10 protein-coding genes are annotated in these 13,677 nt (G+C 40.6%); 9 read left to right on the top strand and 1 reads right to left on the bottom strand.

Features of this window, described 5'->3' with window-relative positions:
• Nucleotides 1–21 precede the first annotated feature (21 nt).
• From ANCC_RS16645 to ANCC_RS16605, 9 genes are all read left to right on the top strand, one after another.
• Complete coding sequence (locus ANCC_RS16645; protein ID WP_006568296.1) at nt 22–1,989, top strand: DUF2207 domain-containing protein; 1,968 nt, start codon at nt 22–24, stop codon at nt 1,987–1,989.
• 25 nt (nt 1,990–2,014) lie between these two features.
• Nucleotides 2,015–3,331, top strand: a complete 1,317-nt coding sequence (locus ANCC_RS16640; protein WP_039946929.1) for an ATP-binding protein — start codon at nt 2,015–2,017, stop codon at nt 3,329–3,331.
• Nucleotides 3,332–3,575: 244 nt separating this feature from the next.
• Nucleotides 3,576–5,927 (top strand): InlB B-repeat-containing protein, encoded by a 2,352-nt coding sequence (locus ANCC_RS16635; protein WP_167319338.1) that lies wholly within the window; start codon nt 3,576–3,578, stop codon nt 5,925–5,927.
• A gap of 101 nt (nt 5,928–6,028) precedes the next feature.
• Nucleotides 6,029–8,065, top strand: a complete 2,037-nt coding sequence (locus tag ANCC_RS16630) for a leucine-rich repeat protein (RefSeq protein WP_006568299.1) — start codon at nt 6,029–6,031, stop codon at nt 8,063–8,065.
• 177 nt (nt 8,066–8,242) lie between these two features.
• Nucleotides 8,243–8,428, top strand: a complete 186-nt coding sequence (locus tag ANCC_RS16625) for a hypothetical protein (protein ID WP_039946931.1) — start codon at nt 8,243–8,245, stop codon at nt 8,426–8,428.
• Between the two features lie 119 nt (nt 8,429–8,547).
• Complete coding sequence (locus ANCC_RS16620) at nt 8,548–9,270, top strand: ABC transporter ATP-binding protein (protein ID WP_006568302.1); 723 nt, start codon at nt 8,548–8,550, stop codon at nt 9,268–9,270.
• A 276-nt stretch (nt 9,271–9,546) separates the two neighbouring features.
• Nucleotides 9,547–9,717 carry a hypothetical protein gene (locus ANCC_RS16615; RefSeq protein ID WP_006568304.1) on the top strand — a complete coding sequence of 57 codons (171 nt, stop codon included), beginning with the start codon at nt 9,547–9,549 and terminating at the stop codon, nt 9,715–9,717.
• Between the two features lie 135 nt (nt 9,718–9,852).
• Nucleotides 9,853–11,871, top strand: a complete 2,019-nt coding sequence (locus ANCC_RS16610; RefSeq protein ID WP_006568305.1) for an InlB B-repeat-containing protein — start codon at nt 9,853–9,855, stop codon at nt 11,869–11,871.
• A 203-nt stretch (nt 11,872–12,074) separates the two neighbouring features.
• Nucleotides 12,075–12,614: an FAD binding domain-containing protein gene (locus ANCC_RS16605; protein WP_167319339.1), complete on the top strand. Its 540-nt coding sequence runs from the start codon at nt 12,075–12,077 to the stop codon at nt 12,612–12,614.
• A gap of 50 nt (nt 12,615–12,664) precedes the next feature.
• Here the strand turns inward: ANCC_RS16605 and ANCC_RS16600 are convergent, their stop codons facing one another.
• A complete protein-coding gene (locus ANCC_RS16600) occupies nt 12,665–13,381 on the bottom strand; it encodes a LytR/AlgR family response regulator transcription factor (RefSeq protein WP_006568307.1) in 717 nt (238 codons plus the stop codon).
• Between the last annotated feature and the right edge of the window lie 296 nt (nt 13,382–13,677).

Below are 13,677 nucleotides of genomic sequence, written 5' to 3'. Positions count from 1 at the left end.
CTCTGACGCAGGGAGGTCATTATGAAAAAATTATGGGCATCCGGCTTCATTGCGGTTACCCTGTTTCTCTTATGTATAGGGATAGGGGCTGCCGCAGAAAGCATATCAGGCCCTTCTCCGTCTCAGGTGCAGCAAGATCCCTATATGTATACGAAGCAGTTTCAGACAAAAGTTGTGGTGGGAAACGACGGTTCCTATGATATTACAGAAAAGATAAATGTGAGATTCCTGGAAGACCGTCATGGGATTTACCGCTATATTCCGAGCAAAGGGACCATAGCTTCTTATGATAAAAAAGGGGAGATTCAGAAAACACCGTTCTATGCTTCTGTAAAAATGCTCCGTGCCAATGAAACTGTGGATGAAAGCAGTGAAAACGGCAGCACTGTCTTTCGGTTTGGAGACGAAGACAAGACAGTGAGAGAAGGGATTTATAAGTTTGAATACCTTCTCACCCCGAAGTTTCAGCAGAAAAGTTATGATAACATCTACTATAACATTTTTCCGACACAGTGGCAGAACCAGATTCCGGCAGGGAGCAGGTTTACCATCCAATTTCCGAAAAAGTTTGATATGGACCGGCTGAAATTCTACTGCGGGGAATATGGTTCAACAAAAGATGCCGGGGATATTTTAACACTTGTCAAAGATGAAGAAAATCTTACCGTAACAGGCACATTAAAACAAAGTCTTCCGCTGGGAAGCGGACTTACCTGTTTTGCCGGGATGAAAGAGGGATATTTCAGCAAGAGCCAGCAAATTTCCGGTATTCCACGGATGATCCTGATACCATCGGTCATTATATTCGGAATTGTACTCTGCTTGTTTCTTTTGTTCGGACGGGATGAGAAGATCATTCCGTCAATCCAGTACCAGCCGCCGGAAGGGCTTGACAGTGCCGGGGTAGGCTATATTATTGACGGAAAAGTACATGAGAAAGAACTGCTTTCCCTGATCATTTACTGGGCAGACCGGGGATATCTTAAGATTGAAGAAAAGGAAGGGAAGCTCATCTTCCATAAAATATCAGACCTTGAGAAGACAGCACCAGGTTACCAGAGGATCATGTTTGATAACTTATTCGACGGCAAGGATCAGGTAAAGATTGAAGATCTGAAATATAAATATGCAGACACACTTAAAGTGGCAAAAAGCAAGCTGATCCGATATTTTGGAAGAGAAAAGCAGTTTAGTATTTATACATCAGGTTCAAAAGCAGCAAGGGAAATCTCAATGGGGCTCTCTGCGTTGCCGTTAGGACTGTTTATGGTGGTCACCAGTGTCTACTCTTATACCGGGATAACAAGGATCATCGTTCAGGCTGTCTTGTGGATGCTGTTACTCGGTGGAATGATCTTATTCACGGTTGCGGTGGACAGCTGGTACGCCAGAAGCAGGGACAGCAGGAGGCTGTGGGTATTCTGGGGTCTTGCTTTGAGCTTTCTGTCAGCGGCAGCTTACACAGGAAGTTATATTGTTAGAGTCATAAATGGAGAGATTTTTAGCTACATCTGGGTTCTGGCCGCAGTGCTTGTTATGACCGGCGGAATGATTCTTATGACAGGATTCATGAAAAAAAGGACCCATCAGTGTATTGAGTGGATGGGGTATCTGGCCGGACTCCGTGATTTTATTGAGACAGCGGAGCTGGACAGAATGAAGGTGCTGGCAGAGGACCAGCCTCAGATGTTTTATCACATCATGCCGTATGCCTACGTATTCGGTCTCTCCGATGTGTTTGCGGAGAAATTAAAAGACCTCGGGCTGTCTGCGCCTGACTGGTATGAAACAGACCGGCAGTTTACATTTTTTGATTATTATATCTTTAACCGGTGTTTAATGGGAAGTATGGACCAAGTGACGAGTACACTTTCCGTGCCCGAACCGCCGAAAACATCGTCTGGCAGCGGCAGCTTCGGAGGAGGCTCCTTTGGCGGAGGGGGATTCTCAGGAGGCGGTTTCGGCGGCGGAGGCGGCGGAAGCTGGTAGAAGATAATGAAAGGTGGAGGAACAAGTGTATAAAAACGTATCAAAGTTATTGATCTATGGTGATATGGAACCGGATTCTATTTTGATGCAGCTCAGTGATATATTCCGCTGCATGGATGAAGAAAGCCAGCCGAAGGAAGTTTTGACGACCAGAGTATTCAGACAGATCAAACGCATCCTTCAGGTGGCGACAGACTATGGATTCGATGAGAATCTCTGGCATAACTACCTGACATTTCTGCTGATTACCAATGAGAATCCATTCAGCATCACCTGTGAAAAGGTAGGGGCCAGGGACGGAAGCGTGAATTATTTTGCGGAAAATGATTTTCGGGCATTTAAGGAGCTGTTTGACTACGACTTTTCAAAGATTGAAGAATACCTGGGAGTGGACTGTTTCAGCCGTCTTTCAGACTATAAAGCGATCGGAAAGCCAGAGCTTATGTATAATAAAAATGTCAGCGAGAAGGTTCGGGCATTGAGCCGGAAACTGGAGCAGACACGGGATGAGCATGAGTTTTTCCAGGTGGTCACAGACTTCTATAAAGCTTACGGCGTGGGAATGTTCGGACTCAATAAGGCTTTCAGAATTGAGGAAAAAACCGGAGGCGGCATCACTTTCCGAGCGATCAACAATATGGATAAGGTCGCGCTTTCAGATCTGGTAGGATATGAGATCCAGAAGAAGAAGCTGATTGACAACACGGAAGCCTTTGTCCATGGGCGGAAAGCCAACAATGTCCTGCTGTTCGGAGACAGCGGTACCGGCAAATCTACCAGTATCAAGGCCATTGTCAACCAGTACTATGATCAGGGCCTGCGGATGATCGAGATCTACAAGCACCAGTTTAAGGATTTGTCCAACGTGATCGCACAGATCAAAAACCGGAATTACCGATTTATTATTTATATGGATGATTTGTCTTTTGAAGAGTTCGAGGTAGAGTATAAGTTTTTAAAGGCAGTCATCGAAGGGGGCGTTGAGACAAAGCCGGAAAATATTCTGATCTATGCCACATCCAACAGGAGGCACTTGATCAAGGAGACCTGGAGTGACCGGGACGACGTAAAGAATGAAAATGGTATGCACAAATCCGATACGATGGAAGAAAAGTTATCTCTGGTAAATAGGTTTGGTGTAACGATCAATTACTCTAAGCCAACCCAGAAGGAGTACTTTAACATTGTGATCCAGCTGGCAAGGAAAGAAGGTATTACCTTATCAGATGAAGAACTGCAAAAAGAGGCCAACAAATGGGAACTGTCCCATGGAGGTATATCCGGAAGGACGGCACAGCAGTTTGTAAATTATTTGATGGGGATGGAACAGAGAGGGAAATAACGGAGAAACAAAAAAGGAAGTCATGCGCTAATTTTGCTGCATGGCTTCTTTTTTGTATTTATTTTTAAAAAGATGATGCTTTTTATATTTTTCAAGTCGTTAGGATTGACTTGGGAATAAAAACATATGTTGTTTGCGTTGTATAAATGGTAGTATGCGAAAAAATGATTCATATTCTTGTAAGGTGAGGTAAACTGCAAACAGTGATTAACAAACAATGAATACTAAGGAAGGGATGATGGATATGAAGGTACAAAAGAGCAGAAAATATATTGCCAAAAAATTGGGAGTTTTAGCGATGGCGGCTGTTATAACTGGAGGGAGTTTTTGTCAGCCGGTATTTGCTGCAAAGACAATAACATCGGCAAAAACAGAAAATGCAGTCCAGAAACATAATAAAGTAGCAGCAGATCCAACACAAGGGGAATTACCTGACAAAGACGGTAAGCCAAGCGGGGTGAAATGGGCATTAGATACTGCAACAGGAGAACTTTCTATCACGGGGAGTGGTGTGCCGTATCTGGGATCCGTTATGGATAATCCGGCGGCATCTCCATTTTGGAAATCACATCGTGAGGAAATCAAAAAAGTAGTTATTGAAAAAACTGTACGACCAGTATCTATGGAAGGTTGGTTCAGCAGATGTAGCGTGCTAGAAAGTGTATCGAAATTGCCAGATAGTGTTGTGAATGCGCACCGTTTATTTGGAGATTGTATAAGATTGAAAAAAACTCCGGATTTTCCGGAAAATTTAGAAGTTGCATCCTGCATGTATGACGGGTGTAAAAATTTAACCACTGTTTCGGATTTGCCTGATCATTTGAAAGATGCAATGGATATGTTTAGCGGATGTGAAAAATTAGTCGATATACCAAAACTACCACAAAGATTAGAAAGTGGGTATAGAATGTTCGCGGGGGCTGGTATAGAAAATGTATTAGAATCTGATCTTCCAAGTGGTTTAAAAGACGGTTCCTATATGTTTCAAGGATGTAAAAAAATAGAAAAGGTCTATGGATTGCCGGATAGTCTAGAAAAGGGATACTATATGTTCTACGGATGCTCAAACTTAGATTATGTGAAGAAGTTGCCTAAAGGCTTGAAAGACGCACAAGGAATGTTTGGAGCTTGTTATAATTTAAAAAAATTTACAAAGGAATTTCAGATACCGGATAAGGCGGTGACAACAGTGATGTTTTGGGCAAGAGAAGGAGAGCTACATCCGACTTGGGTTCCTGCTGCCAATAAGTCTTTGGTAAACTATCCTAATTGGGGATCGGAAGGAAGAGGAATTATACTTTACTGTACAGTAAGCTTACGAGATTCAGAAAGAAAGCTTTTAAAAGAAGTGGATGTAAGATATGGTGATGAATTTAAAAAAGAACAATTACCTCAGGCCCCAAAGGGATATCATTGGATTTTGCCGGATTTGTCAGAGTTAAACCAAGTTGAAAAGGATTTAACAGTAACCTTACAAAAAGAAAAGGAAGAGTATACAGTAAAGTTCCAGGATTGGAACGGAAAACTGCTGAATGAGCAGAAAGTAGGATTTGAAGAAGCAGCAAAAGAGCCAAAAGCACCAGCAAGGACCGGATATACTTTTACAGGCTGGGATAAGAGTTTTGACAAGATTACCGGAGACAACGTTGTCAAAGCAGAGTATAAGAAGAATGAATACACAGTAAAGTTCCAGGACTGGGATGGAAAACTGCTGAATGAGCAGAAAGTAGAATTTGAAGAAGCAGCAAAAGAGCCAAAAGCACCAGCAAGGACCGGATATACTTTTACAGGCTGGGATAAGAGTTTTGACAAGATTACCGGAGACAACGTTGTCAAAGCAGAGTATAAGAAGAATGAATACACAGTAAAGTTCCAGGACTGGGATGGAAAACTGCTGAATGAGCAGAAAGTAGAATTTGAAGAAGCAGCAAAAGAGCCAAAAGCACCAGCAAGGGCAGGATATACCTTTACAGGCTGGGATAAGAGTTTCAATAAGATTACAGGAGAGATAACGGTTACTGCTAAATATAGCAGGAATCCAGCAAAGGCTGATTCAACCCCACATTATAATGCACAGAGCAAAAAGCCGGGTGTAGAGAGTCTAAATAGAAAACTGCCGTTAACAAAAGCTGTAAAATCAGGGCGCCAGATCAAAGTCAGATGGAAGAAGAAAAAAGGTGCAAAAGGTTATGTCATTTACTATAGTACTAAGAAAAAAGGGAAATATAAAAAGATTGCTGTAGTAGGGAACAGATCGAATACAAAAGTAATCCTTAAATCCGGGAAAAAATATTATTTTAAAGCCAGACCATATACGAAAATGAAAAATGGAAAAATCAAATATAAAAAATACATCAAAGCAAAGAAAAAAGAGTTAAATAAAGTAGTACAGGTAACCTACAAAAATGTTTCCGGTTACGGAAAATATGAAATCTGGATGAAAATAGGAAAGAAAAAATATAAGAAAGTTAAGAGTTTTTATCATGGAGGGACTTTGGTTTATGTGAAACAAAAAGCAAAGACTGGAAAGAAACATAGCTTTTTGTTAAAAGCGAGTGTCACAAAGAGTGGAAAAAGTGCCAGAGTAATAAAGTGACCCCAATACAGATTAGGGAATAGTCTAGAATCTTTTGCGTACCGTCGGTTCTTTTGTTGGCGATACTTTTACATAGCTGTTGTATTTGTGGGGAGAAAAGAATGAATTTAAGAACAACAAAATTCTGGAAACGATTTACAGTGTGCCTTATAGCAGCTATGCTGCTGGCAGGCAATCTGTCAGTTGCAATCAGAGTACAGGCGGGAGAAAAGACAGAAGTTCAGCTGCTTGAAAAGACTTTTAAAAATAATGTAGCAGTACAAGGAGATCTGTTAGACCAATCTGGAAAACCAAGCGGAGTTAAATGGGATTTTGATGCTGCCAGCGGAAAGCTTACGATATCAGGTAAAGGCGTACCGTGTGGTTTCAAGTCAGAATTTGATGGAGGGCCGGTTGCTCCCTGGTATACATATAAGGAAAATATTAAGAAGATTGAAATCAACAGTGGGGTTGAACCAGAATCCATGGCATATTGGTTCTATGGATGCAAGAATCTTGAAGAATCGCCGGAATTACCGGACAGCGTGAAAAACATGGAATGTACATTCTATGGATGTGAGAAATTAGAGAACGCACCGGAATTTCCTGTCCATTTAGAGAACGCAGACGGCATGTTCAGATTTTGTACTAACCTTAAGATCACACATAAAATTCCAGCAAGTGCAAAAAAATTATCGGCACTGTATTATAATTGTGAAAACCTGGAACTTCCAAAAGATTTTCAACTTCCAAAAGGGGTAGAAGATCTGCAATTAATGTTTACGGGCTGTTATAAGCTCAGACATCTTCCGGATGGATTTCGGATTCCGGATCATGTCAAATACTTAGATGGTATGTTTTGGAACTGTATAGGGCTGAAGTATGTACCGGATTTGCCTGGAGATGCTGCGAGTGCAGAGTGGATGTTTGCCGGATGTGCACTGGAGAATCTTCCGGATGACTTTCAGCTTCCAAAAGGGATTAAAAATGTGAATGGCCTGTTCATTGGAAATGATCTGCTGAAAAAACTGCCGAATACATTTACAATCCCGGATGGGGTAGAGGATGCTGCTGAAATGTTCAGCGGTTGTGACAGCCTTACGAAACTGCCCAAAGGCTTTCATATTCCGGCAAGCGTTAAAAAAACAGACAATATGTTTAAAGTTGCATCCGGCTCTCAGAAAATGCTCTTACCGTACAAGAATGAGTCTTTGAAAAAATATGCAGGATGGGGAGCAGACGGAAGAACAGTGATACAATATTGTACGGTAGAATTTAAAGATGTAAATGGAATAGAGATCGAATCTGTCGACGTAAATTGTGGAGAATCTATTCAAACTGTTCAAATACCCAAAGCGCCGAAAGGATGTCACTGGGAAATCCCCGATTCTTTAACAACCATATCAGGGGATATTTCCATAATGGCAAAAAAAGAAGAGTACACAGTAAAATTCCAGGATTGGGATGGGAGACGGATAGATGAGCAAAAAGTAAAATATGAGGAAGCGGCAAAGGAACCAAAAGCACCGGTAAGGCCAGGATATACATTTACAGGCTGGGATAAAAGTTTCGATAAGATCACACGGGATATAACCGTTACTGCCGTGTACAAAAAGAATCCGGAAAAGACTGATCCGATTCCACATGTTCCGGGGGTAAAAAGGCCAAAGAAAAAACTGCCGTTAACAAAAGCTGTAAAATCCGGGCGTCTGATCAAAGTCAGGTGGAAGAAGAAAAAAGGTGCGAAAGGTTATGTCATCTACTATAGTACTAAGAAAAAAGGAAAATACAAAAAGATTGCTGCTGTAGGCAAAGGATTGAATACAAAAGTAATCCTTAAATCCGGAAAAAAATATTATTTTAAAGCCAGACCATATACCAAAACAAAAAAAGGAAAAAAGAAATACAAGAAATATATCAAAGCAAGGAAAAAAGAATTAAATAAAGCAGTACAGGTAACCTACAAAAATGTTTCAGGTTACGAAAAATATGAAATCTGGATGAAAGTAGGAAAGAAAAAATATAAGAAAGTTAAGAGTTTTTATCATGGAGGAACGCTTATATACACAAAGCAAAAAGCAAAGACAGGAAAGAAATATAAATTCCTGCTAAAAGCGAGCGATATAAAAAATGGGAGTAATGCCAGAGTGATAAAATAATCCCGATATATCTTGTGGATACTTCATATGTGTACCGTCAGTTTTTTGCTGGCGGTACGTTTCATTTCAGGGATAAGGATTATATGAATACCTGGAATTAGCAGAGGTATTATGATGTCCTTTCCAGCAGAGATATTTAGTTTTATACTGAAATCAAATATAAGGAGGATTATGATTATGCCAAACGTAGATTATATTATTTTAGTGCTGATTGCACTTTCAGGAGTGTTTATGGTGGTTACAAATAATCTGTTATTTATCGGGACAGACAAGTATACAGAGGAATCTCTAAAGAGATATGCAAGACCGGCAGGGATTGCAACGATGTTTCTGGGTGATTCGGCTGGGCGATTCTCTATATGATGCGGCTTTTCTTTAAGGAAAAGATCAGCGGATGGATTGTTGTGAGCTTTTTAGCATTGACTGTTATAGCAACTATTGCAAATATTGTCATTACAAAAAAGACACTGGAGAAAAAATAGATGATTACGATTGATCATATTACAAAGAAATTTGGTCAGGACAAGGTGGCTGTAAAGGACGCCGTATGGACCATACCGGATGGGGCGATTACAGGATTTATAGGACCAAACGGAGCAGGGAAGACGACAACATTTAAAATGGTCACGAGTGTATTGAAACCGGATGCGGGAAAGATCCTTATCAACGGTATGGATATTGTGAAGCAGCCTGTGAAAGCCAAAGAGCAGTTTGGATTTGTATCTGACACACCAGATAATTTCCTGCGTCTGAAAGGGATTGAGTACCTGAATTTTATGGGGGATATCTATGAGGTTCCGGTCAGGGAAAGGACCCGGTTCATCACCACATATGCAAACCGCTTCGGTATCGAACAGGTTTTAGGTGATAAGATTCTCAGCTACTCCCATGGAATGAGACAGAAGAAGATGATCATGGTCGCCCTGATCCACAGTCCGTCGGTCTGGATTCTTGATGAGCCCATGACCGGTCTGGATCCTCAGGCTTCCTTTGAACTGAAGAAAATGATGAGAGAACACGCAGACAGTGGAAAATCAGTGTTGTTCTCCACTCATGTTTTGGAGGTTGCAGAGAAATTGTGTGATCAGGTTGTGATGATCTGTAAGGGTAAGATTCAATTCCAGGGAACCTTGGATCAGTTAGAATCAAAGTTTCCAGAAGACACGGATCTGGAAACGATTTTCATGGAGATGACCTGGCAATGAAAAAAAGATTAAACTGGCGTCTGTCCTCCTTCGGTGCGGCCTGGGAAGCGGGACGACAGACGACCGTAAAAAATCAACAAACCATATAATTTCAAGTCCCATTCTGCTTTTATGCCTGCTTCCGGTCATGTATTATTTGTACCGGGGAGGCATGATCTTGGCGGAACTTTTCGGCAGGGGAAAAACGATTGGAGCAGTTGTAAAATAGAGATGTTGAAGTTATTGAAAAAGGGAGTCTGATGATTCAGGCTTCTTTTTTAGCAGGGGAATCTAAGAATGAAAGAAAATAAAATTATTATTATAGGTGTATTAGCAGTCATGGCAGAAAGAGTGACTTATTTTGCACGTATCTATTTTGTATTTCCGGAGTATCTCAATGTTTTAAAATGGATCTTGTTGGGGATTATGATTGTTTGCATTATTTTATACTATAATATTTCCAAATGAGAAGCGCTGAGTATGATATGTATGTCGTTTGCGTCGAAAGATATGCAGAATACGAAAAAATTTAGAGGAGGGGATCAAAAGTAGTATTATTCAGATATCAAAAGAAAAGCATAGGAGAAAGGAAGGAAAGATCATATGAGGAGAAAAGGAGCAGTCAAAGCAGCGGCATGGTTGATGTCTGCGTGTATGTTGATAGGAAGCCTGCCAGCCATCCCGGGAATGAGCCGGAAGGTTTCAGCGGCAGAAACAAAAATAGAGGGATTTGCGACAAAGGAACAGCTGCTGACAGACTACAGTATGGACGGAGCAGCCCGCAAGAAGATTGGGAAAGTAACATTTGGACAGAATGAAGAGGGAACTGCCCAGAGTTGGTATATTGCCGGAAAGGATCCTGCTACAGAAGATGGGTTGGTGTTGTTTGCGGCATCTCCAATGAAGAAAAAGCAGGCGTTTCACAATCCTGAAACTGATCATCCGTATGATGCAGCCTGGGGATGTGAATATGGAAGTGCTCCAAGTCAGGTAAGTGCAAATCACTATGGAGGAAGTGACATAAGAAAAGTTTTAAAGAATATGTCGAGCGACCCAGCCTATTTTACAGCAGACGAACAGAAGGTAATGAGAGAAACAGCGGTCAAGACAGAGGATCAAAAGAATGGAAGCGTTTATACGACAAAGGATAAGATGTATTTAGCACATGGAGAAGGCGGAAGTAAGCTGATTAGTGTCGGAACAAACGAAGAAAAGGATGTTAATGCGGAGTTAAAAATCGACTTGGATCAGTATCAGAACGGAAGTAGTTGGTTTTGGCTGCGTTCCCCGAATTCTTCCTATGATTATTCAGCGCTGATGGCCCAACCGGCTGGTACTGTGACTACGTATGACAATGGTGTAACTGGAAGGTACTGCCTTGTGCCCGCCTTACAGATTAATCTGACATCGGTTATCTTTGCATCTGCTGCACCAGCAGCAACATCTGAGGGGAGCCAGGAAACGAAAGGAAAAGATATGACCCTGCGTTATGATGCAGGAGAGGATCTTGGATCTGTGGAAATCTTAAATCATAAGACGGCAGAGGTGAAAAAGACAGCAGAAGATCGATATCTGGTCGTGCAAAATGATCAGGGAGTATGGAGAAAGAAAGCAGAAAATGAAACTACCGTTTCAGCAAAAGAAGTTACAATAGATGGAAAAGCCCTAAATTCTTTTAAAGGATGTAAGGTTTGGTTAGAAAAAACCGATGCAACTAGGATTACAAAAGCAACAAGACCGGATCAAACAGGAGAAAAGCTTAGTGAGTACACTGTCACCTTCAAAGATTACGATGGAAAAGTACTGGAAACTCAGAAAGTAAAGTATGAGGAAGGAGCGAAAGCACCAACAGCACCAACAAGAGCCGGATACACGTTTACAGGATGGGATAAGGATTTCAGCAAGGTAACAGGAGAATTAGAAGTAACAGCGCAGTACAAAAAGAATGAATATAAAGTCACCTTCAAAGACTATGACGGGAAAGTACTGGAAACCCAGACGGTGAAGTATGAAGAAGCGGCAAAAACACCAAAGACTCCAACAAGAGCTGGATACACGTTTACAGGATGGGATAAGACTTTTAGTAAGATCACAGCAAATATCATCATAACGGCTCAGTACAAAAAGAACCCGGAACCTGCAAAGAGACCGACAGAGGTTCATCCGGGCATTAATCTCACAAAAAAAGAGATCTTGTCAGGAAAGAAGTTCCGACTGAGTGTAAGAAATCGAATCAAAGGTGCAAAAGTCAGCTATAAGACAAGCAATAAAAAGATTGCAACAGTAGATAAAAACGGAAATGTAAAAGGACTGAAAGCTGGAAGAGCAACAATTACTACAACGATAAGACAGGGAGGAAAAACCTATTACTTAAAGTCTAGCATTACGGTTAAAGGCTATGTGAAGCTGATCAAAGTAAAAAAGACGATTAAAAAAGGAAAGAGTTATAAATTTAAGGCAAAGGCCTATGGAATCAAAGGGAAACTGAAATGGTCTGTCTCCAAAAAGAAGATCGGAAAGATCTCAAAGAGTGGAAAGTTTAAGGCAAAGAAAAAAGGGAAGACTTACGTGACCGTGAAATGTGGAAAGTATAAAGCAAAAGTATGTGTGAGGGTGAAATAAAAAAAGAGAATTAGTTAAAAATCGGGACTCTTTAAAGAGGTCCCGATTTTTTAAATCGTGAAACCTGTTTGATTTGCTGTTTACGCTATTTTTTGGAGAGAATACGTAAGAAACAGCAGCAGATAATGAAATTAAGTAAAATATAAATATTACCAATAAAATAGATAGAGAGAAAGGACTATGAAAGGGAAATGTATGACATTATGTACTATTATGAAGCAAGTACAGTGGGAGAAGCAATTGCTTTTTTGAAAAAAAATCCTAAGGCCAGGATTGTAAGCAGAGAAAGTGATGTGTTTATAAAGAAACGCAATGGAGAGACAACAGGACGTGTTCTGCTCAGTATCGGCAGGATACCAGAACTTCAAAGAATATCTGTGAAGGAAAATGGGGATCTGGAGATTGGAACAGCCATTACCTTAAGTTCCTTACTAAGAGAAACATTGATCTGTGACAAAATTTCTTATCTTAAAAAAGTAGCAGGCCAAACTGGCAGGCCTAAGTGGAAGAAGACAGGATCGATTGGAAATGCTTTTTGTGCTGGGATAATTGGTACAGAAGTCGTCCGGGCTTGTGGTTCGTTGGGAGTAAAACTAAAGATTGCGGGTGAACATGGCACCAGAGTTTTACCAGTAAAAGATTTTTATTCTGTGTCCGTAAAACCAGTATTAAAGCCAGGAGAACTGCTGACCTATATCATTGTGCCTAAAAGGCAAAGTCCTTCTTTGTCTGTCATTAAATAGAACAATTAACAGGGTATCACTCAAAGAAAATGATGTGGTACCCTGTTTTTTCACAATGTTGCTACACTCCAGACTTTAAAAGCTTCTTTTGCATGCTTAGAATAACTTCTGCCTACAGGAAGAACGACCTCGTTTCGCAGGAGGCAGGAGGAAGAAGTAAGTTTTACGACTCTGCTTAAAGCTACCAGATAAGACTTGTGAATCCGGATAAAATTATGTTCGCAAAAACGCTTTTCCAGATTAGAAAGCGTTTCGTATATTTCAAATTGTTCCTGTTTATAATGGATATAAACTTTATGATTTTGAACCTCCAGATAAGAAATATCTTTTAGGGGAATGATGCAGTTTTTACTGCGGTATGTAAAAATCAACTGCTCATCCGCCTCTTGCTCGGCTTTTGTTACAGCCCGGACGATGATTTCTTCAAATTTTTCTTTTGATACAGCATCTTTTATGATGTAATGGTAAGCAAAAACGTCAAAGGCTTCAAGCATCTTGTCAGAAAGGCTGGTAAGAAAGATAATCTTGCTGTCAATTCCATTCTCCCGGAGTTGTTTTGCGGTTTGGATGCCGTCGATGCCAGGCATCATAATATCCAGTAAAATAATGTCGGAAGAAGTCAGATCTTCAGATAAAAATAAAAGCTGCTCTCCCTTGTTGCAAACTTCTATGGTGAAATCCAAATCATATTTTGTCTTAATATTTCTTAACATCCACGTATAGAGTTTGCAGCAAGTATCTTCGTCGTCACAAAGAATTATTCTCATGTTCAGACACCTCCAGATTATTAGTGAACAGCAGAAATCGTTACACAGATTTTGCAACTAAATGGACTGCTGCTCTTTTTTCTATTATAGTATATTGGCTTCAAGAGAAAAAGAGTGAAATGACGTCAACGCAGGAAATTATAGCGGGAATAACATATTAAAGACGGCTGTTAAGTTATACAATCGACAGGGGCAGCTGGATTTTGGGTGTTTGCGTCGGTAGAAGTGTAAAATCAGGAGAAAGGCTCAAAAGAACTTGTGGGAGAAGTATAATATAAACGTTAAAATGATAAGCA

It is taken from the genome of Anaerostipes caccae L1-92 (assembly GCF_014467075.1).
Taxonomy (GTDB): domain Bacteria; phylum Bacillota; class Clostridia; order Lachnospirales; family Lachnospiraceae; genus Anaerostipes; species Anaerostipes caccae.
Note: the sequence above shows the minus strand (reverse complement) of the source record. Positions and strands in the feature narration are given on the sequence as shown.